This window comes from Candidatus Chloroploca asiatica, from assembly GCF_002532075.1.
In the GTDB taxonomy this organism is placed as follows: domain Bacteria; phylum Chloroflexota; class Chloroflexia; order Chloroflexales; family Chloroflexaceae; genus Chloroploca; species Chloroploca asiatica.
This window is the reverse complement of sequence record NZ_LYXE01000083.1, coordinates 23,038-43,397: the sequence shown is the minus strand read 5'-3', so window position 1 is coordinate 43,397 and position 20,360 is coordinate 23,038. Positions and strand designations below refer to the sequence as shown.

The following is a 20,360-nucleotide window of genomic DNA, read 5'->3' as shown; positions in this document are numbered from 1 at the left end:
GTGAACGTTGCTTCGACGCGCCACGGGGCGCTTCATTATCTTGAAGTTGGCAGCGGATCGCCACTGGTACTGCTGCACGGCAACACCTATAGTGCGGCAACGCAGGAGCGGCTAGCGGCGCGGTTTGCCGACGAGCATCGGGTCATTAGTGTCGATCTGCTTGGGCATGGGCAATCGGCCCGTCCCGAGGGGCTCTTTAGCACGCGCTACTTTGCGATGCAGGGCGAAGCCTTAGCCGATCTGCTTGAACAACTTTTTGCCACACCGGTGCCGCTCTTTGGCATGAGCGCCGGGGGCATTACCGCGCTCAACGCAGTCTGCCACCGGCCCGACCTGGTCGCCGCACTGATCCTAGACGGCGTCTTTCATCAGGTGACGACCGCGACGGTTGATGCGCATCACCACAGCACCGCCAACATGTCGCCATCGTGGCACCGGTATATGGCGCGCCAGCATGGCGAGGCGTGGTGGCCGGTTTTGAATGACCGGATCGAGCGTGCGATTGAATTAATGGCGGCTTCGCGGACAATTGTCGCGCCATGCCTGCCCTCAATCAAGGTGCCGACCATCGTCTTCCAGGGGGGCAAGGATGCGTTTGTGCCCGACGCGCAGGCACGGGTGATTGTCACCGGCATCCGGGGCGCACGTCTCGTCTACGAAGCCGAAGCGGGGCATCTGATCGCCTGGCGCAACCCGTCCACCTTCCGCGAGCGGGTGAGGCGTTTTTTGCAGACGCATGACCTGGTGTAGGGCTTGCGCCCTACACCAGGTCATGCGTCTGCGGCAGGCCTACACTTCAGGCGTAGGGCGTACGTGACTGGTCACGTGCAACGCAGCCTCACACATGGCCTCGGCGGTAAGCCCGAGGCGGGTGAAGATTTCAGGATAGGGGGCCGAGGCCCCAAAACGATCAACCCCAATCACGACGCCCTCGGATCCAACGTAACGCTCCCAGCCCATCGTACGTCCGGCCTCCATCGCGACCCGTGCGCGCATCTGGGGCGGCAAAACCTCGTGGCGGTAGCTCTCGGGCTGCGCCTCGAATGCCTCCCAGCACGGCATGCTTACCACCCGTGCCGGAAGACCACGTTCGGCGAGCAAGTCAGCCGCCTGCACCGCGAGCGGCAACTCCGAGCCACTCGCAAGCAGAATGACTTTGGCCTCGGGGGTATCGCGGAGCACATAGGCCCCCCGCAGCGTTCTGTCGGCAGGGGCAAGACCATTGCTGCGGTCAAGCGTTGGCACATTCTGGCGCGACAAGATGATCGCCGTCGGGCCGGTACGCCGTTCCAGCGCGGCACGCCAGGCCTGCGCTGCTTCATTGGCGTCGCCAGGCCGGTAGACATGCAGGTTGGGAATGAGCCGCAGACTCATCACATGCTCGACCGGTTGATGCGTCGGGCCATCCTCCCCCAGACCAACACTATCGTGGGTAAAGACATAGATCACCTGGAGGCCCATCAGCGCAGCGAGGCGAATGGCGGGGCGCATATAGTCGCTAAAGACGAGAAACGTGCCGCCGTAGGGAATAAACCCGCCGTGGAGCGCCATACCGTTCAACGCCGCGCCCATCGCATGCTCGCGCACCCCAAAGTAAATATTGCGCCCAGCAAAACTGGCCCCTGACAACGGTGGCGAACCGGCCAGCAAGGTATTATTCGAGCTATGGAGATCAGCCGAGCCGCCCATGATCGAGGGAATCACCTCGGCGAGCGCATTGAGCGTCTTGCCCGCAGCGACGCGGGTGCCACCGGCTTTCTCGGTTGGTGCAAAGTGCGGCAATACTTCTTCCCAGACAGCAGGCAACGCTCGGGCTTGCATCTGCTCCCAGCGGGCATAGAGCTCGGGATGGCCAGTCTTATAACGAGCCACCATCGCCTCCCACTCACGTTGACGGGTAAGGCCGACTTCAACCGCGAGTTGCATATGCTCATAGACCTGCTCAGGCACAAAGAAGGCCGGCTCGGTCGGCCACCCCAGTTGCAGCTTGGTCAGTCGCACCTCGTCGACGCCAAGTGGCTCACCGTGGGCCTTGTGGGTTCCTGCTTTATTAGGGCTCCCAAAGCCAATCTGGGTTTCGACGATGAGCAACGAAGGGCGTCCGGTCTCTTCCTTCGCCTCAGCAAGTGCTTGCGCGATCTCACCCATATGATGCCCATCAACCTCAAGCACCTGCCAGCCATACGCCTCGAAGCGAAGCCGGACATCTTCAGAGAAGGAGAGGTCGAGGTCGCCGTCAAGCGAAATCTTATTGGCATCATAGAGCACAATCAGCTTGCCAAGCCTAAGATGACCGGCCAGGCTTGCCGCCTCGTGCGAGACACCCTCCATCAGATCGCCATCCGAACAGAGCACATAGGTCGCATGGTCAACCAGCGGAAGACCGGGACGATTGAACTGCTCGGCAAGCCAGCGCTCGGCAAGGGCCAGGCCAACGGCGGTCGCCAGACCCTGCCCAAGCGGACCGGTAGTGGTCTCGACCCCAGGCGTATCGTGATACTCAGGATGGCCGGGTGTACGGGTGCCCCACTGACGGAAATTGCGCAGTTCATCGAGCGAGAGATCGTAGCCAGTGAGGTGCAAAAGCGCATAGAGCAACATCGAGCCGTGCCCTGCTGAGAGCACAAACCGGTCACGGTCAACCCAGGTTGGATCTTCAGGATTATGCTTGAGAAAGCGCGTCCAGAGAATATAGGCCGCATCGGCCATTCCGAGCGGCAGCCCAGGGTGCCCACTATTCGCCTGTTGCACACCATCAATCGCAAGCGCACGAATAGCCGTAGCACAGAGCCGGTCAAGTTCAGCATCGGCGGGCTCAGGCATAGCATTGCCTTCATTCATGTCGATAACTCCTCGTCAGACGAACAGCGCACATTATGCTTGATTATAGCACTGGCGGCTACAGACCATGCTGACGGGCCCAGAGAGCAGCTTGAGTTCGGTCACGTACAGCGAGTTTGCTAAGGATGCTACTGATATGATTTTTGACGGTACCAATGCTAATCGTGAGTTGATCGCTGATCTCCTGATTCGTCAGGCCATGGGCAAGCATGCCAAGGATGCGTCGTTCGCGTTCGGTTAAGAGGGCCAGGCGATCGGGGCCGCTGGGGTCAAGTTCACGGGCAGGGTCAGGTTGTGCAGGAACCAGTTTGCCGAGGTAGGGCAAGAGTTGGGCTGTAATCTCGGGATGCAGCAGTGCGCCACCAGCCGCGACCGTACGCACCGCTTCGGCGAGCGAACGGTGATCCATATCTTTAAGCAGGTAGCCCCTAGCCCCGGCGGCAAGCCCTTGCAAGATATGCTCATCATCGCGAAAGGTCGTCAAAATCAGCACAACGGGGCGGCGAGCAACCGCCGTCAGACGACGGGTAGCCTCGATACCGTCCATCCCGGGCATTTGCAAATCCATCAAGACCACATCAGGATCAAGCGCATCAACCTGGGCAAGTGCCTCGGCCCCATTGCCGGCCTGTCCAACAACTTCAATATCGGGTTTACGAGCAAGCAACGTCGCAATCCCGGTACGGATCAAAGCCTGGTCATCAACGATCAGGACACGAATTTTCTCGGGCATTGCCGTTCCTCGTCCCTGCTACCCACAACTACGCGGGCAGCACCACCCGTACACGCCAACCTCCCTCGGCGCTTGGCCCAGCTTCAAGGCCACCACCAAGGGCTTCGACCCGCTCACGCAAACCCACCAGGCCAAAACCGCCACCCGTAGGCCAGGGCGAGAACGACAACGGTGCCGTATCTGCCGCCGCATTGGTCAGGGTCACGGTCACATATGCGTTAAGGCTAACGATAGAAACGCTCACGGCGGCGCCGGGTGCATACTTACGGGCATTCGTCAGGCCCTCTTGGACTGTGCGATAGATCGTCGTCAGCACAGCGAGCGGCAGCTCATCAAGCTCACCCTCGCACACCAACGCGATCGCATCATGTGAACATTGTACCAGTTCCATCAGGGCCGTATAGGGCGTGCCGGTTCCAGCGGCAAAAGGCAACTCGGCGTCGGCAACCCTGCGTACACTGGACCAAGCATTACGCAGATGCTCACGGCTGATCTGCAACTGTTCAAGGGCCGCCTGGGCATCTTCAGCGGCAAATGCCTCGGCGAGTTGCAACTGGAGACTAACGAGCATCAACCGTGAACCAAGCTCATCGTGAACTTCACGGGCCATCCGGGCGCGTTCGGCGGCCACGGCCAACGCACGCACCTCGGCCATCTGTTGTTCAACCTCGGCATTGAGCAACGAAAGACGCAACTCGGTCTGCTTGCGCCGATCAAGCTGAGAGCGAGCCAACAGCAGCGGCCCACCAACAGCGACCGTTGCCACCACCCCCATCATCAAGGCTTCGCTGCTCAGTTCCACGGGATCAAGGCGGGCGACCAGTAACGCCGCAATGATCGGCAAACCGATCAAATAGAGCAGCACCTGCACCAGCGCAAGGCGCAACGAAAGTTGCCAGAGCACCAGCAGAAGCCCGATCAAAAGTGGGACGGTATGGGTCAGGGTCGTCAGCGCAAGAATGACAAGCACCTGGACAAAGAGACCGACCTGAAACAAGAGCGTATGGCGGGTGCGCTGCGTCGCCACATAGACGAACAAAAGCAGCAGCGAGCCGATCAACAAGGTCAGCACGAGCACAAGGCTAAAGCCGTGGCGCATCAAGGTCAACCCGGCGGCCATCACCACAAAGACCGAAGGGAGGATCCACGTCAGCACGGTCGCAGGGCGGCCATTGAGCACCAGTTCATCATTGGCAAAGAGCATCGAGGGCAAAACCGGGACAGGTTGTTGCACAGGATCATCGCCACGTAGCGCAGCGACGGCCCCGCGCAGGCGTTCAACCGCCTGCGACGCCGACGTACGGGTCTGACCGACCATCATCTCCAAGCGAGAAAGATTCGCCTGGGCCAGATTCAGGGCACTATTGACATGCTGCTCGGTACGACTGAGGGCCACCTGAACTTCCTGGACAATCGTCTGAGTCAGGCGGCGTCGTTCTTCAAGCATCGTATACTGCTGCACATCGCGCAGGCTGCTTGTCAACTGATCATAGTGCTGCTGAACTTGTAGCAGCATCTGCTGCACCTGCTCGCTACGACGCTGCTGGCGCAGATAGAGGATAACGGCAATCATGGCACAGGTTACAGGAAAAGCGAGGGCCAGATTCCCTTGAAGCCAGGTCACAAAACTGGCGGTCGCCATCAGAAGCAAGCCGCTCCAGACGGCATAAATGCTGAGGGCAAAGGGAATCCAGAGCCAGAGGGGAAAGAGCACCATGGCCTGAAGCACAACGGCAAGGTAGACAAAGCCAGTGAGTCCAGCAGGGGCAAGCATCTGCGCCACGCTTGCCATCCCGACCTGAGCCAAGAGGTAGAGCACCTGGGCCCAGCGGGGTAAACGACGAGCGGGCACCAGCGCAAGCGCAAGACCGTGGGCAAGACAAACCCCTGCCAGGGCCCCAAGGCGAACAGGCGGCAGATCAAGACCCAGAGCAGCGATGATGATCGCCGCCAGCGCAAGTAGCGCCACACCCTGCACTGCCAGTGGGTATGACGCCTGGGTACGTGATATTCTGTGCTGAGATACCAGGCGATTCATGGCTATAGTGTAGCATATTCCGCCCGTCACCTGGTATCGATTCCAACGGATTTATATGGCATCGAGGACGTAACAGGGTCGCTCAAGCCTTACGGTCAAGGACAAACATCGCGAGTTCGACCAGACCACGATGGGCCACCGAGGGAGGAAACTCGGCCAGTTGCGCGACCGCCTGACTGATAAACCGCCGTGCCTCGGCAATCGCCGCATCGACTCCGCCGGAGGCGAGCACCTCGCTGATCACCGTCTCGACCTGTGCATCAGAAGGTTGCGCGTGCTCAAGAAACATGCGGAGCGTCGGACTCTTGGTACGGGAGAGCGCCAGAATCAGCGGGAGGGTAATCGTACCCTGACGCAAATCATTGCCAGCCGGCTTGCCCAGCGTCTGCTCATCGCCAGTGAAATCGAGCACATCATCAATAATCTGAAAAGCGACCCCGAGGTCAAAGCCATACCGGCCAAGCGCAGCGATCTGCTGCTCACTTCCCCCACCAGCAGCCATCCCAGACTTACAGGCAGCCTCAAAGAGCGAGGCTGTCTTGGCCCCGGTCTTATAATAGTATTGCTCAAGTGCAAGCTCGGTTGGCTCAACCACGGTAACGGGGCTCAGTTCACCTTCAACAATCGTCTGCACCGCGTGGGCATAATAGCCAATAATGCGCGAGTCGGGGCTGCGCCCCATTTCGGCAGCAGCAAGCGCAAAAAAATAGTCGCCGACCATCAAAGCCACGTCATTATCCCAACGGGCATGCACCGTGATGCGCCCGCGCCGCCGTGCCGCCTGGTCAACCAGATCATCGTGGACAAGCGAAGCGGCCTGGATCAACTCAACGGCGGCAGCCGCATGGATCACATTGGGCAGCGAGTACTGGCCGAGGCGAGCGGCAAGCAGCGCCAGCGCCGCCCGCAGACGTTTCCCGCCTGAGCGAATCGTATGGGCACTAGCCGACGCGATCAACAACGAACGTGAAGCGGTATGCTCAAGCAGCAACTGCTCAACAGCAGAGAGATCAGCCGTGAGTTGCACACGCTCAAAGAGTTCAACAATAGTATTCACCGAGTTGGAACGTGACAACTGCGCATAGCCGTCACCATTGCTGGTACGTGGCCCAACTGTCACACTGACGTCCGCTCCGCTCGAAGTTGATTGATACATTGCCATCAGGCAGTTCCTCTCTCGGGCCTGCAGGCGTCCGGAACGGTCGTCTGTCAGGGCCTGTACTGCGGGGCCAGGTCGTGTGTCTGGTACAGCACATTGCCTGATTGTGTATTATATCACAATCAGAAGTATAACATGAACAAACCAACTGTCAAGTTGGTAGCTTTGTCTTTATATTATGCACTGTGTACGTATTTTGCACAAGCTTTGTCCATTATTCTACCAGAATTGAGTCTCTATGATCCAGGAAGATCGTGCCTTCGTGTATAATACGCGCACTTTGAAAAAAATCTACCGTCCTGGGATACATCCAGTGCAAGAGCATGGTACGTAAAGAGAGTAGAGATCACGGAGTGATCGTGACTGGCACGTCGGAACAAAGAACTGAACAGGCCCATATCAGCGATGAAATGTTGATTGTCAAGGTAGCAGCAGGTGACAATCAGGCCCTCGAAGTACTCTATCATCGCTACAGTCGTGTTGTCTATGGGCTGGCAGTGCGCATTGTCAATAATGCCGAACAGGCCGAAGATATTGTCCAGGAGACCTTCTGGCGTGTGTGGCGGCGCGCCAGCACATTTCGACAGGGAAGTAGCCAGTTTTTGCCCTGGCTCTTTGGCATTGCACGTAACCTGTGCATTGATGAGTTGCGCCGTCGCCAAGCACGCCCCGCAACCGGGGGCGACGACGACCAGATCCTGCTGAGTATCCCTGATCTTCAACCCGCAGTGGATGATGTGACCTGGGATGCTGAACGGCGACGTTTGATCATCCATGCGCTCGGTGAATTGCCTTCTGACCAGCGTCAGGTGATTGAAATGGCCTATTTCGGTGGTCTCTCACAACGTGAGATTGCCGATCACCTTGAACATCCGCTTGGCACGGTGAAAACCAGGATCAGGCTGGCCCTGCAGAAACTCAAAGGAGCCTTGCAAAATCAAGGCATAAGCCTCGACGACCGCTAGAATGTGTAGCCATCCATGAACAAACATGACCAGATAAACGATGCGTCCGCAGAGGGTCATGAAGCTGATAGTTTGCTCGCTGCATTTGCCCTGGGGTCACTCGACCTTGATGAGCAGGCGGAACTCGAGGCTTTACTGGCAACCTCACCAGCCCATCAGAAGGAGTTGCGGCAGTTGCGCGAGGTGACAGCGCTATTACCCTATGCAACTCTTGCCGCTGAACCGCCAGCCCACGTCAAAGCACAACTCTTTGCCCGTGTCGAGGCGGATCGCGCCACCCGGCTACAGGCCCCCGCACCATCGGCGGCGGCCCCACGGGTACGGCGGCCCCTGCGCAACTGGATCATGCCAGGCTTTGCAGTCGCCCTGGCCGTGCTCGTCTTTGCCCTGGGGAACCTGACGCTCACGTTGGGGAGCACTGTACGGCGTCTCGATGAGGCCAACCGTGAGTTGACAACCGCCATCGCCGAGTTGCAACAGAGCCTGTCCGAAACGCAGGGCCGGCAGGAAACCCTGTCGGGCCAGCTTGCCGATAGCCAGGAACAGTGGCTCGCGATCAGCAACCAGTTGCTCGCCAGTGAAGACCGGATCGGGCAACTCAATGCACGCCTGGCCCACGACGAGCAGATCGTCACCTTTGTGAGTGCGCCCGGAGTGGCAACCCGCCAACTAGCCCCTGCACGCCCCGACCAGAGCGCACGTGGTGAAATGTATATGTATCCTGGCGAACCGAATGCCGTCGTGCTCTTCAGTGGGCTCCCCATCCTTGAGACGGGCCAGGTCTATCAATTCTGGCTCGCTGATGGCTCAAGTGAAGTAGCCGCAGGAACCTTCCAGGTTGACAGCACCGGGATCACGCGCCTGGTTGTGCAGGCACCGCGTGAGGTGAATGCGTTCCAACGGGTTATGGTCACGGTCGAACCAGATGGCGGCAGTATCACGCCGGGGACAACAGTAGTGCTTACTGGTTCGTTGTAAAGCCCTCACAGCATGCGGGCTAGGGCGATTGCATCATTCGAAACCGGAGACAAACATACGCGCTCTTTGGCAGCATGTGCATGCAACCAGCGGCGCAAACGGCAGCACCCGGCAACAACGGGGCACCCGCAAGGGCACCCGCAAGGGGCACCCGCAAGGGCACCCGCAAGGGCACCCGCAAGGGCACCCGCAAGGGGTGCCCGCAAGGGCACCCGCAAGGGCACCCGCAAGGGGTGCCCCTACGGGGGCGGGGCCCGGTGTACGGGCGCCCCTTGCGGGTGCCCTGGTGGGATGCATACACGGAAAATGCAATCGCCCTGCCAGGCGGCGCGCGACCCAAAGCTAGCAAGGCTGGGTTTGCGCCTCACCGAAACCACCCTGATTAGTGTGTAACGTACGTTACAGCCTACTGAATGACAGAACAATGAGACGCGTCTGACACACTGTTGTGTTGGGCGCGTTTGTCATCATTTGATCATCGCACGATCTTCTCAGCCTTTCTGCAAGCCTCTAGAATCGGAAGCAGAACGACAATGGTGCCACTCTAGGCACCCCTTGCATAGAGCCGATGGAGCTGGCGCATAGCCCTGCGGTTACGGCCAGCCACAGCGCAAGAGTTGAGGAGATCATGATTACGCAGACGATCGAGAGGTGCGCTCACCCAAAAGCTACTAGTGCCATCCCCCGCCCCCCATCAAAGCAGCGTCACCCGCACGACACCCCATCGGTGGTTGATGCAACCTTGCTAGCCGAGATGGACTTGATGACGCTCGTTCGCTGCTGTGCAACCGAAAGCGAACGTTTCTATCGGGGTCAAACCCACAATACATGGTACAGCTACGAACTCTTCCGGCGAGCGTTGGTTGAGCGTGACGAACAAGCCTGGGCACAGTTATATCAGCACTATAGCGCGCTTGTTGAAGGATGGATTCGACGGAGTGGAGCCTTTGTCAGCAGTGGCGAGAGCAGCGAATATTTTGTCGTCGGTGCCTTTACCAAATTCTGGCGGGCAATTGGGCCCGAGCGCTTTCCCTCATTTCCCACCCTGGCCGCCCTGCTGCAATACCTGCAACTCTGTGCGACGAGCGTCGTCATTGATAGCGTGCGCGCTCAATCCTGGTCAGAGATGCTGCCCGAAGAGACCCTGATCTACCATCACGAAAACCGGACGGCACCTGATGAAGAGGCCGTCAATCGCGTTGACCGACAGGAATTCTGGCGTTTCATTGACGAGCAACTGCAGAGCAACGTCGAACGCATTGTCATCTATAGCTCCTTCGTGCTCGGTCTTACCCCACGAGCAATCTACGGACAACACGGTGAGCTCTTCAACTCGGTCAACGACGTCTACAACGTCAAGCGCAATGTGCTAGGTCGCTTGAGTCGCAACCAGCAACTACGTCAACTCATCAGCGAGTGAAAATCGGTAAAATCCAGGTTCAAGTTACGTTTCATACCATGCAGGACAGATGGCAAGACCGGCCATGAATGCCAGGAGCGCAGAGGTATGAGCATTGAGGAGTATGGGAACGAAAGCTGCATCGACTCGCCAGCGCTGAGCGGGATCGACCTGCTTGCGGTAGCTGACGGGGAAGCAGACGAAGCGACGCTCGCCCACGTACGCACATGTCCGCACTGTAGCCAGTGGGTCACACGCTTGCGCAGGATGCAAACCCTCTTACGCCAGCGGCTCTACCGACTCGAGTGCCCTTCAACCGAGATGCTTGTTGACTACTGTCAAGGGTTGCTTGAGCCAGAAGAAGCGAGTGTCATCAGACAGCATCTCGAGTACTGTCCACACTGTCGCGCCGAAGTCACCCTGTTAGAGGCATCGCTCATGCCCAATGAACTAGCGGGGCACCCATCATTTTACCGCTGGACACTGCTGCCTTAAACAACAAAAACTGCCAGCCTTGCTGGCAGTTTTCGCTATGCCGACAAAGCTCGTTTAGGCGAAGTGATCGGCAATATAGGCCGTCAGGTTGGCAATGCGCACCGAGTAGCCCCACTCGTTATCATACCAGCAGATGACCTTGAAGAAATCATCGCCCATATTATGGGTAAGGGGCAAGTCAACCACGGTACTGAAGGTCGTACCGATAAAGTCGCTACTGACAAGCTCTTGATCGCTGACGCCAAGAATGCCTTCGAGCTCTTCGCTCTCGGCGGCCTCACGGAAGGCGGCATTGATCTCTTCAACGCTCGTCGGGCGATTGAGCATCACGGCAAAGTCGACCACCGAAACGGTCGCCGTAGGCACACGGATCGCATAGCCGTGGAACTTGCCCTTGAGCTCGGGGATGACCAGCGCAACAGCCTTGGCGGCACCAGTGGTGGTGGGCACCATATTAACGGCGGCAGCACGGGCACGGCGCAGATCCTTATGGACATTATCCTGCAGGTTCTGATCCATCGTATAGGCATGGATCGTGGTCATCAAACCACGCTGAATGCCAAACCGATCATTGAGTACCTTGGCTACCGGGGCAAGACAGTTGGTCGTACAAGAAGCATTAGAAATGATATGATGGTTGTCGTGGTCGTATGATGTTTCATTGACGCCCAGACAGATCGTAATATCCTCACCCTTGGCAGGCGCGGTGATAATCACCTTTTTGGCCCCTGCGTCGAGGTGGGCTTTGGCCTTTTCGGCTTCGGTAAAGCGCCCAGTTGACTCGATGACAATATCAACACCCATCTTGGCCCAGGGGAGGGCAGCAGGGTCACGCTCGGCGAGCGTTGCAATCTCATAGCGAGTATCGTCATACTCCACGATGAGTTGATCTTCGGTCACTGTCACCTCGCCATCAAACGGGCCATAGGTCGAGTCGTAACGAAGCAGATGTGCAAGGGTCTCGTTGTCGGTCAAATCATTGATCGCGACGATCTCGAACTCGTCGGGATGATTTTCCAGCATTGCTTTGAAGCTCTGCCGACCGATCCGGCCGAAGCCATTGATCGCGATACGCACCATGGAGAGAGCCTCCTTCCCATTCGCGGTTATTCAGTGCCTTTCCTCCAACTGATGCCACTCTTTTTGTAGCTGTCTACCTTGACAATCAGTGATGGATCAGGCATAGGGGCTATTATAGCATGCTTTATGGGCTGAGATCAGGGAGTTTTGGTTTTTCCTATGTGAACCCGGCCCGGTGTGCAGGCCGGGTTCACATACGCATGAAGTGAAGCCGCTGGTGCGCGATTTGGGGGCCTACGGCCCCTGGATAGGAGCGCATCCGTGTTTATCTCTAGCGTAAAAAATATGCTATAATTGGTAGTAATTATCAGGTTAAGGAGCACCCCATGGCTCTGAGCATAACAGTTTTGGTGTTGTTGGCTCTGACCGGGATCATTGGTGGGTTGCAGGGAATCCGGCGAACGATGCCCACTCTGGTGGGGACATTGCTGGCCGCAATTGTCTTTGACCTGTGGCATGTGCAACTCGGTGAATGGTTTAGCGCAACCTTTCAAGCCACCCAGACTGAATGGCCCCTCTTTTTGCTGATTACGCTGGGGTTTCTCACCATTACGGGGGTGATTGGCTATGGAGGCAGCAACTTGCTGCGTCCCAGGCGGACACGGGTGCAATCAGTGAGCCTGTTCAGCCGTCTCTTTGGGGTCGTACTCGGCGTTGTGAATGGTGGGTTGCTGCTTGGCTACCTGCTGCGCTATGCCGAACAGATCTGGGGGGCCAGCGCGACCCAACTGATTGCTGACGCGGCTCCGGCTGATTTTCTGGTCCGCGGGTTGCCCTGGTTTGTGCTGGGCTTGGTCGCGAGCACAATCCTCTTCATTCTCGTGCAACTGATCCGCAATGGGCTTGAGCATCAGGCGGCACGCAAGACGTCGGTCGCCGAGGCACCAAGCCTCTCGGAGGCTGATCGCCGGTTGAGTGAGAAGATCGAGCGCACGATTGGCAAGCGTTAGCGTGTGCGTAGAGGCGCGGGGGTTTTAACGCAGAGGCGCAGAGGCGCAGAGACGCAGAGGGAGCAAGAAGTATTTTTACTTTATGCGCTCTGCGCCTTTGTGTTAGAACATATTTAGAATTAAAAAGAGATCGCTTTATCACCAAGGATGGTACCAGGCCAGATGCGAATGCCGCGCTCGAGGCGATTTTCGGCCCCAAACGAGCAATCGTCACCTATGATGGCCCCATCGGTGAGGTAGGTTTTGGCCCCAATAGTATTGTTGGCCCCCAGCACACTATTGCGAATCGTGACCCCCTCTTCGAGGATGTTCTTCTCCCAGAGAATCGCCCCTTCGAGCGAGACATCAGTGCCTAATTGGCAGCCAGGCCCGATAACGGTCGGGCCAATAATGCGTGCGCCGCGCCCGATCACCGTGCCATTGCCGATGACCACGGGGCCAACCATCTGCGCGGACGGATGGATCGTCGCATCACCTTCGACCCAGACACGATCGGCAATCTGCTCGCCACGAAAATCATACTTGACTTTGCCAATGAGAATATCATGGTGAACATCAATATAGGTCTGCGGTTTGCCAATATCCGTCCAGTAGGCGCGCGTTGAATAGCCATACATTGGATCGCCGATCTGCATGATGACGGGGAAGAGGCCACGCTCAAACATATAGAACTGATTGGGTGGCACATAGCGCAGCACCTCGGGATCGATCACATAGGTACCGGCATTGATCAAATTGGTGGTAATATCTTCAACCCGCGGCTTCTCGAGAAAACGCTTGACCCGATCATCGCGCTCGGTCTCCACCAGGCCAAACTGGGTCGGATCTTCAACTGGTGTCAGTGCAATTGTCACCTTGCTCTGCTTTTCTTGATGGTAGGCGAGCATCGCCCGCAGATCAAGATCGGTCATCACATCACCATTGAAGATAAAAGTTGGCCCATCGAGCAGATGTTCAACATTTTTCACGGCCCCTGCCGTACCACGGGGTTCGGGTTCCTCGACAATATGCAGTTTCATCTCAAGACGCGAGCCATCACCAAAGGCATGCCGAAAGCGTTCGGCCAGATACTGCACGGCCAGAACGACTTCAGAAATGCCCTGGTCACGCAGACGCAGGAGCATCCACTCAATAAAGGGCTGATTCACGAGCGGGATCATCGGTTTAGGCGTATTGCAGGTCAAGGGTCGCAGACGAGTGCCAAGACCACCAACGAGGATGACGGCTTTCATATGTGCTCCTTAGCGTCATTGCAGACTAATGCGGGCTGAGAGAACCGACGTACATAACAATAAAACGAAGTAAAGGTACGATTATGCCAAGGGTACACCTTGTTGAGGCATATCTGAGGGTAGCCATGGGTCATAATGACGCCACGACCTGAGCACGCCAGAAGTCAAGAATATCACCGAGGGTCTGGCGCAAAGGGATCTGAGGTTGCCAACCTGTCGCCTCGTGCAAACGGGAGGCATCACCAACGACCAGAGGAATATCGATCGGGCGCATTAGCTCGGAATTTTGACACACTTCGATCTCAATGCCACTGGCTTCGAGCAACATATCGAGCAGGTCGCGGATCATGACGGCCTGACCCGAAGCCACATTATAAACGGCCCCGGCCTCACCATTTTCAGCAGCGAGCGCATACGCACGGACAACGTCACGGACATCAGTGAAATCACGACGGGCGCTGAGATTGCCCACCTGGAGCGTCGCAGGTTGAAGGCCGTGCTCAATGCGGGCAATCTGGCGCGCAAAGGCAGCCGTGACAAAACGCTCGTTCTGGCGCGGGCCGATATGGGTAAACGGACGCAGCCTGATTGTATCGAGGCCGTGACTCAGATGATACTGATAAGCCAGCAGGCCCTGGGCTGCTTTGCTGACGCCATACGGATTGGTCGGGCGCAGAGGTGTCTGCTCGGTCAGAGGCAGATCAGCCTGAGTAATGAAGCCATATTCTTCATTGGTACCGACCACCAGTACACGGGGCGAAGCTTGGAGCGCGATCAGGGCCAGAAAGATATGCAACGCACCAAGGGTATTGGTCTGAAGGGTCGCGGCAGGATCGCGGAACGACTCAGGCACAAAAGGCTGGCCGGCGAGATGATAGATCACCGCAGGCGCGGCCTGTTCAACGGCCCGAAGGGTCGCCGCAGCATCAGTGAGGTCGGCATGGATCTCGTGGACCTGCCCAGCGAGAAAGGGCGGCAGGCGACCGGGCGCACGGGTCACCCCCCAGATCTGCACCTTGCCCTGGGCGAGCAAGTATTCAGCCAGATAGCTGCCTACAAAGCCATTGATGCCAGTAATAAGCACATTCATGACACTACTATAGCCGATTTTTGGCAGTTGACAAGCGGTGCTATACTGCGGGCTTGAGCAAGCACACATGAAGGAGTACGCAGATGCTTGGTATTCTCGGCGTCATCATTGCACTTGGGTTGTTGATTGCCCTGGCCTATCGTGGCTTTAGCATTTTGATCATTTCACCCCTTACAGCGCTGATTGCGGTCATCTTTGCGGGCGACATGCCGTTGATGGCGAGCTATACGCAGATCTTTATGCCCGCGCTTGGCTCGTTTATCATCCAGTATTTCCCCCTCTTTATGCTGGGGGCGATCTTTGGCAAACTAATGGAGGATAGCGGGGCGGCCCAGGCCCTCTCACGCAAAATCGTCGCACGGCTTGGGAGTCAACGCGCGGTACTGGCCGTCATTCTGGCGTGTGCCATTCTGACCTATGGTGGTGTTTCACTCTTTGTCGTCGCATTTGCAGTCTATCCACTGGCGGTGCAACTCTTTCGCGAGGGCAACATTCCCAAGCGGCTGATCCCGGCCACGATTGCGGTCGGGGCCTTCACCTTCACGATGACGGCCCTCCCTGGCACACCTTCGATCCAGAATGCGATCCCGATGCCCTTTTTTGGTACGACCCTCTTTGCCGCACCAGGACTGGGGATCATTACCGGAGCGATCATGCTTGGGCTGAGTCTCGTATGGCTCAACTGGCGGGTAGCCCAGGCTCATGCGGCCAACGAGGGGTATGGCGAAGCGCCTGAGGTTGCGTTGCAGCGCACCCCGGAGTTGCGCGAACAGGCGCTTGGGCGCGGATTTGACATTAATGAGCTTGGCGAGGGACGCGCTGACGAGAAGGAGGAACGATTGCCTTCCTTTGCCATCGCGCTTGCGCCACTCGTCGTGGTGATCGTGGTCAACCTCGTCCTGGTGAGTCTCGTCTTGCCGCGCCTGGATACCAGTTACCTGGAACTGCCCCTATTTGGGAGCACCAGCCTTGCTGCTGTGGGCGGGCTCTGGGCAGTCATCATCGCCCTGACGGTCGCGATCCTACTATTGATCGGGCTCAACTACCGTCGCTTTACCAACCTGAATGGAAGCCTGGATCAGGGTGCCGCCGCTTCAGTCTTGCCCATCTTCAACACCGCCTCGCAAGTTGGCTTTGGAGCAGTCATCGCCGCCTTGCCGGCCTTTCTCTTGATCCGCGATGCCGTTTTGCAACTGGGAGGCGACAATCCCCTCGTTTCACTCGCCCTCTCCGTCGGGCTACTGGCTGGCCTAACCGGCTCGGCCTCGGGCGGGATGAGCATTGTGCTGGAGACACTGGGCAGCACCTTCATTGAACAAGCGGAAGCGGCGAACATCTCGCTTGACCTGATGCACCGCGTCACCGTTGTGGCCGCGGGGAGCATCGACTCGTTACCGCACAGCGGGGCGGTGATCACGCTGCTCGCGATCAGTGGCCTGACCCACCGTGAAGCCTATTTTGATCTCTTTATGGCTGCGATTGTCATGCCGTTGATCGCGCTGCTGGTCTTATTAGTACTTGGCAGCATGTTTGGCTCATTTTAAGGCAGCCTTTGCCAACGAAAAAAAGAAAGAGGCACGAGCCAGGCGGCCTCAGACAAACACCATCGCGAGCAAAAAGACAAACAAGCCGAGCGAGCCACTGAGATAGAGGCCGCGCATAGCCTGACGGCCCTCGGCGGGGGTTTGACTGCGGAGGAGTCTGACGACAAAAAAGATGATCAGCAGATTCGTGACAAGGATCGTCAGGACTTGCTGAAGCAACAGATTACCGAGCACCACGACGAGCAAGGTCACCACCACGACAACACCGAAGAGCATCGCCGCAACGCGCAGCGCAGTGGCGCGGCCATAGACGAGGGCGATCGAGCGGGAACCGAGGGACTGATCGCCCTCGGCATCCATCGCATCACCGGCGATCTCTTCGGCGAGATCAAAGCAAAACGTAATGCCCGCGAGCACCCAGATCGCTGGATGCCACATCTGACCGACGCTGATCCCGCCGAGGAGAAACGTGCTGCCCACTGATGTACTAACCATCAGATTGCCCCACAGCCCGGTCGCCTTAAACTTTGCGTTATACGCAAAGCCAAGCAACCAGATCAAGACACTTACGCCAAACGCCACCGCGCCCAAGATCCACGCTGCGCCAAGGCCCAGCAGAGCCGTCGCAAGGCCAAGCGCCATCACCTCAAACGGGGTAAGTAGACCAGACGGCAGCGGACGCTGGGGCGCATTGATGCGATCAACTTCGAGATCAAAGTAGTCATTGGTGATCAACGCCGAAGCTGAGAGCAAGAAACCACACCCAAAGCCGAGGCCAACAAGCGACAGAGCAGGCAGACTGCCCAACGCAACGACCTGCCCAATGACCACACACAGCCCTGCCGCCAGCGGAAGCTCAGGGCGAAACAATTGCAGGGCGCCCTTCATTTTTTGCCCAAGTGTTACCGACGATCGCATAGGCCCTCCTTGACGGGTATGATACCAAATTCACACGTTCACTATATAGCGTCCGCAGATTACGCAGATTACGCAGATTATAGTTTCCGCATCTGCGTAATCTGCGGACAATCAGGATGACGTTGCAATCAGCCCTATATGTGCCGGGATGGGCGAACAGGAGCCATCTCACACGGCGGTGTGTCACCCTGAGTACGAAATGGCCCGCAGGCCAGTGATGCCGTGAGCAACAGCCGCCCATGGTAGCGCGGGCTTCCAGCCCGCAACCCCACGCGGGCTGGAAGCCCGCGCTACTATGGCGCACGGAGCGTCTGTTGCTTAGGAGCGCACGCGAAGGGTCTTTCCCGGGCGCGGGGGAGATGCTTCGCTCTGCTCAGCATGACACGGGTGGGCGCGGGGATATTCCTCCGGTACCTCTTGGATCGTGGCGGCGCACTCCTGGCAGATCGAAGGGATCGATGCCTTGCCCGTAGGCGCAGCGGCGAGGGAAGGCTGGGGGGTACTATCTGAAAAGAGGACTTTGGTACTAGAAGATAGCAGCAAATTGGCAAGAGTCAAACGATCACTTCTGGCACTTATCAAAGTAGAAATAGATAGTAGCGAGGATTCCAGGCTACTTGATCGTTCAGGGCTATGCATTGCGTTTAAGACCCACTTGACCCGCTTCACCCGCCCCTGAAACCTTGGCTTTGGCTCTTTTTTGTTTCAATATGACATTCATTAATAAAATATTAAGTAAGATTCTTCTTTTGATTCTTAAATGAGTAGTTTTTTCCTAACCCTACACAAACGTCTTTTAACGAATTTTTAGATTGACAAAAACGGAGCAGTCCTTATACTAGAAATGGCGAGCGTCGCTGAGTGCTACGTATGTCGCAATGGCGGAGCGTGCCCAGAGGTGTGAGGCTAGATGATATCGCTTCGGGATACACGTTCTGTTTCAACACAGGCTATGCAATCATGTTTGATTTGCACCATCAAAATCTGCATCGACGCGCAAGACCATGGCAGTTGAAGTTTGTCTATGGCGTTGTTATGCTGCTGGTGGTTGCCCTGGCCTGGGTGGGGTTCAAGCTCTGGCGGGTCAATGGGTTGGCTCAGGCGCTTTCGGGTGATCTTGAGGCTGTTATTGTGGCGAGTCAGCCGCAGACGGTCGATCTGCCAACCCTGCAGGTGAGTCTGACCCGTATGCAGGCAGATCTTCAGGCGCTGCGTAACGAGGTTGCACTCGTCTTGCCGCTGACAGCGTATCTGGGCTGGGTTCCGGGGGTTGGCCCCGATCTCGTTGCGGCTCCTGCGTTGCTTGCGCTGGCCGAAGATCTGGCCCTGGCGGGCAATGAGGTGACAACTGTTGTTCTTGCGCTGGTTGCGCCTGATGCCGTCCCACTGCCCGAGCGCATCGTAGCCGAGTTCAAGGATCAACAGCACCATTTGCGCGCTGCCGAGGCTGCGCTCGGGCGAGCGCGTCAGCACTATGCGTCACTAGAACCGGCGAGCCTCAGGCCAGACATTGCGGCAGCACTGGCCCGCATCGAGCCGCTGCTGGCACCGGCTGGCGATCTGATCCAGGCGGCATTGCTGCTCCCTGATCTGTTGGGGGCTGAGCAAGCGCAACATTATCTGATCTTGATCCAGAACCCTGACGAGTTGCGCCCTACCGGCGGCTTTATCACGGCAGTTGGCTCGCTTACGGTGGAATCTGGTCGCCTGCAGGCATTACATATATACGACTCGGCCATGGTTGATCATTTTGATGTGGTCGCGTATCCACCAGCACCAATGCCCTTGAGCCGTTACATGGGCCTGGCCCCCTGGGTGTTGCGGGATAGCAACTGGTCACCTGACTTTCCTGCTGCTGCCGCGCAGGCTTCCCAGCTCTGGATGCTGGCAGGCTATGAAGCGCCGGATGGGGTGCTGGCAATTACGCCCCAGATGGTGCGGGTGTTGATTGAGACAACTGGTTCATTGTCGCTAGCCGATCATGATCCGGCCCTTGATGCCGATGAGGTGTTTGAGTATCTACGCTCTACCTGGGATCCTGCTACGACGCTCAATGCGTCGTGGGCCGAGCGCAAGGCGGCAGCGCTCAATGATCTGGCGGCAAGCCTCAAGGCGGGCTTGTTTAACCTCGATCTGGCGAGCGCAGAACGCCTTGGCCCGCTTGTGCTGCAGGCGCTGCACACACGCGATCTTCAGCTAAGCCTGGTGCATCCTGTGGGGGCAGCACTGCTGGCACAGTATCACTGGAACGGGGCAGTTCAGCCAGGTCGATCCGATTTTCTTATGGTGGTTGATGCCAATGTCGGCTACAACAAGGCAAGTTTGCATATTGAGCGGACTGGTACCTATGTGGTTGATCTGCGTGACCCGGCGCAACCCGATGCCTTCCTAGAGCTCGTGCATCACCATACGCTGACCGAAACGCTCCCCTGTGTAAGCCAGGTGGTTTTTCTGACCGGCGATTATGCCGATATGACCCGGGCCTGTTATTGGAATTATCTCCGGGTGCTCGTACCAAGGGCCAGCAGGCTGCTTGATTATGCGACAACACCTACCCCTGGAGAGTGGATGTGGGCTGGACGCTTTGAGGACGGAGAGGTAACGGTTGATCACGGGCCAAACGGCAGTCGTGAATTTGCGACGATGGTGGTTGTGCCGACCAATGGGCAGCGCACCACTCAATTGCACTATGCATTGCCTGCTCAGGTTGTAACCAATGCAAACGACCACTGGCAGTATCAGTTGCACCTGCAGCGGCAGGCTGGGGCAAGCCCGTTGACCTTGCGCGTACACCTGATCTTGCCACCTGCGGCTCAGCTTGAATATCTGCCCAGCCAGGCCACCTTTGCCGATGATACCGTGTCAATCCTGATTGAATTAGAGCGCGATACAACCATCGCGGTGCATTTTCATCATTCTTCTTGAGACCAATGACACT

The 20,360-nt window shown here is 57.4% G+C and carries 16 protein-coding genes; 8 read left to right on the top strand and 8 right to left on the bottom strand.

All coding sequences use genetic code 11. The features are described 5' to 3' along the window. A complete protein-coding gene (locus A9Q02_RS09795; protein WP_097652436.1) occupies positions 1 to 750 on the top strand; it encodes an alpha/beta fold hydrolase in 750 nt (249 codons plus the stop codon). 39 nt (positions 751 to 789) lie between these two features. On the opposite strand, the gene tkt is transcribed toward A9Q02_RS09795, so the two are convergent. From tkt to A9Q02_RS09775, 4 genes are all read right to left on the bottom strand, one after another. Then, the gene (gene tkt / locus A9Q02_RS09790) at positions 790 to 2,841 is read right to left on the bottom strand and encodes a transketolase (protein ID WP_245860488.1); all 2,052 of its coding nucleotides are present in this window, start codon (positions 2,839 to 2,841) and stop codon (positions 790 to 792) included. 58 nt (positions 2,842 to 2,899) lie between these two features. Beyond that, positions 2,900 to 3,574 carry a response regulator gene (locus A9Q02_RS09785; protein ID WP_097652435.1) on the bottom strand — a complete coding sequence of 225 codons (675 nt, stop codon included), beginning with the start codon at positions 3,572 to 3,574 and terminating at the stop codon, positions 2,900 to 2,902. Positions 3,575 to 3,602: 28 nt separating this feature from the next. Next, the gene (locus A9Q02_RS09780) at positions 3,603 to 5,543 is read right to left on the bottom strand and encodes a sensor histidine kinase (protein ID WP_172450846.1); all 1,941 of its coding nucleotides are present in this window, start codon (positions 5,541 to 5,543) and stop codon (positions 3,603 to 3,605) included. A gap of 151 nt (positions 5,544 to 5,694) precedes the next feature. Next, positions 5,695 to 6,774 carry a polyprenyl synthetase family protein gene (locus A9Q02_RS09775; RefSeq protein ID WP_245860487.1) on the bottom strand — a complete coding sequence of 360 codons (1,080 nt, stop codon included), beginning with the start codon at positions 6,772 to 6,774 and terminating at the stop codon, positions 5,695 to 5,697. A 356-nt stretch (positions 6,775 to 7,130) separates the two neighbouring features. On the opposite strand from A9Q02_RS09775, the gene A9Q02_RS09770 reads away from it, so the two are divergent. The 4 genes from A9Q02_RS09770 to A9Q02_RS09755 all read left to right on the top strand — a co-directional run bounded on the left by A9Q02_RS09770 (position 7,131) and on the right by A9Q02_RS09755 (position 10,608). Next, complete coding sequence (locus A9Q02_RS09770) at positions 7,131 to 7,736, top strand: RNA polymerase sigma factor (protein WP_245860486.1); 606 nt, start codon at positions 7,131 to 7,133, stop codon at positions 7,734 to 7,736. Between the two features lie 15 nt (positions 7,737 to 7,751). Further along, positions 7,752 to 8,714 carry an anti-sigma factor domain-containing protein gene (locus A9Q02_RS09765; RefSeq protein WP_245860485.1) on the top strand — a complete coding sequence of 321 codons (963 nt, stop codon included), beginning with the start codon at positions 7,752 to 7,754 and terminating at the stop codon, positions 8,712 to 8,714. 628 nt (positions 8,715 to 9,342) lie between these two features. Beyond that, positions 9,343 to 10,134, top strand: coding sequence for an RNA polymerase sigma factor (locus tag A9Q02_RS09760; RefSeq protein WP_245860484.1), 792 nt, complete (start codon positions 9,343 to 9,345; stop codon positions 10,132 to 10,134). An 87-nt stretch (positions 10,135 to 10,221) separates the two neighbouring features. Next, the gene (locus tag A9Q02_RS09755) at positions 10,222 to 10,608 is read left to right on the top strand and encodes a zf-HC2 domain-containing protein (RefSeq protein ID WP_097652429.1); all 387 of its coding nucleotides are present in this window, start codon (positions 10,222 to 10,224) and stop codon (positions 10,606 to 10,608) included. Positions 10,609 to 10,662: 54 nt separating this feature from the next. Here A9Q02_RS09755 and gap read toward each other — a convergent pair whose 3' ends face one another. Next, the gene (gap, locus tag A9Q02_RS09750; RefSeq protein ID WP_097652427.1) at positions 10,663 to 11,688 is read right to left on the bottom strand and encodes a type I glyceraldehyde-3-phosphate dehydrogenase; all 1,026 of its coding nucleotides are present in this window, start codon (positions 11,686 to 11,688) and stop codon (positions 10,663 to 10,665) included. A gap of 326 nt (positions 11,689 to 12,014) precedes the next feature. Here gap and A9Q02_RS09745 point away from each other — a divergent pair, with 326 nt between their 5' ends. After that, positions 12,015 to 12,638 carry a CvpA family protein gene (locus A9Q02_RS09745; RefSeq protein ID WP_097652425.1) on the top strand — a complete coding sequence of 208 codons (624 nt, stop codon included), beginning with the start codon at positions 12,015 to 12,017 and terminating at the stop codon, positions 12,636 to 12,638. 119 nt (positions 12,639 to 12,757) lie between these two features. Here A9Q02_RS09745 and A9Q02_RS09740 read toward each other — a convergent pair whose 3' ends face one another. Both A9Q02_RS09740 and A9Q02_RS09735 read right to left on the bottom strand, forming a co-directional pair. Then, entirely contained in the window at positions 12,758 to 13,870 is a 1,113-nt protein-coding gene (locus tag A9Q02_RS09740; RefSeq protein WP_097652423.1) for a nucleotidyltransferase family protein, read from the bottom strand. Between the two features lie 130 nt (positions 13,871 to 14,000). Next, positions 14,001 to 14,960, bottom strand: coding sequence for a GDP-mannose 4,6-dehydratase (locus A9Q02_RS09735; RefSeq protein WP_097652421.1), 960 nt, complete (start codon positions 14,958 to 14,960; stop codon positions 14,001 to 14,003). Positions 14,961 to 15,043: 83 nt separating this feature from the next. Here A9Q02_RS09735 and A9Q02_RS09730 point away from each other — a divergent pair, with 83 nt between their 5' ends. Beyond that, the gene (locus A9Q02_RS09730) at positions 15,044 to 16,504 is read left to right on the top strand and encodes a GntP family permease (RefSeq protein WP_097652419.1); all 1,461 of its coding nucleotides are present in this window, start codon (positions 15,044 to 15,046) and stop codon (positions 16,502 to 16,504) included. A gap of 48 nt (positions 16,505 to 16,552) precedes the next feature. Here A9Q02_RS09730 and A9Q02_RS09725 read toward each other — a convergent pair whose 3' ends face one another. Next, positions 16,553 to 17,422 carry a UbiA family prenyltransferase gene (locus tag A9Q02_RS09725; RefSeq protein WP_097652417.1) on the bottom strand — a complete coding sequence of 290 codons (870 nt, stop codon included), beginning with the start codon at positions 17,420 to 17,422 and terminating at the stop codon, positions 16,553 to 16,555. Positions 17,423 to 18,382: 960 nt separating this feature from the next. Here A9Q02_RS09725 and A9Q02_RS09720 point away from each other — a divergent pair. Next, complete coding sequence (locus A9Q02_RS09720; RefSeq protein WP_172450844.1) at positions 18,383 to 20,347, top strand: DUF4012 domain-containing protein; 1,965 nt, start codon at positions 18,383 to 18,385, stop codon at positions 20,345 to 20,347. Positions 20,348 to 20,360 lie beyond the last annotated feature (13 nt).

Coding starts and splice junctions, on each gene's coding strand:
- gap (WP_097652427.1), bottom strand. CDS start 11,688: ATGGTGCGTATCGCGATCAATGGCTTCGGCCGGATCGGTCGGCAGAGC.
- A9Q02_RS09775 (WP_245860487.1), bottom strand. CDS start 6,774: ATGGCAATGTATCAATCAACTTCGAGCGGAGCGGACGTCAGTGTGACA.
- A9Q02_RS09730 (WP_097652419.1), top strand. CDS start 15,044: ATGCTTGGTATTCTCGGCGTCATCATTGCACTTGGGTTGTTGATTGCC.
- A9Q02_RS09735 (WP_097652421.1), bottom strand. CDS start 14,960: ATGAATGTGCTTATTACTGGCATCAATGGCTTTGTAGGCAGCTATCTG.
- A9Q02_RS09745 (WP_097652425.1), top strand. CDS start 12,015: ATGGCTCTGAGCATAACAGTTTTGGTGTTGTTGGCTCTGACCGGGATC.
- A9Q02_RS09720 (WP_172450844.1), top strand. CDS start 18,383: ATGTTTGATTTGCACCATCAAAATCTGCATCGACGCGCAAGACCATGG.
- A9Q02_RS09765 (WP_245860485.1), top strand. CDS start 7,752: ATGAACAAACATGACCAGATAAACGATGCGTCCGCAGAGGGTCATGAA.
- A9Q02_RS09760 (WP_245860484.1), top strand. CDS start 9,343: ATGATTACGCAGACGATCGAGAGGTGCGCTCACCCAAAAGCTACTAGT.
- A9Q02_RS09740 (WP_097652423.1), bottom strand. CDS start 13,870: ATGAAAGCCGTCATCCTCGTTGGTGGTCTTGGCACTCGTCTGCGACCC.
- tkt (WP_245860488.1), bottom strand. CDS start 2,841: ATGAATGAAGGCAATGCTATGCCTGAGCCCGCCGATGCTGAACTTGAC.
- A9Q02_RS09785 (WP_097652435.1), bottom strand. CDS start 3,574: ATGCCCGAGAAAATTCGTGTCCTGATCGTTGATGACCAGGCTTTGATC.
- A9Q02_RS09755 (WP_097652429.1), top strand. CDS start 10,222: ATGAGCATTGAGGAGTATGGGAACGAAAGCTGCATCGACTCGCCAGCG.
- A9Q02_RS09725 (WP_097652417.1), bottom strand. CDS start 17,422: ATGCGATCGTCGGTAACACTTGGGCAAAAAATGAAGGGCGCCCTGCAA.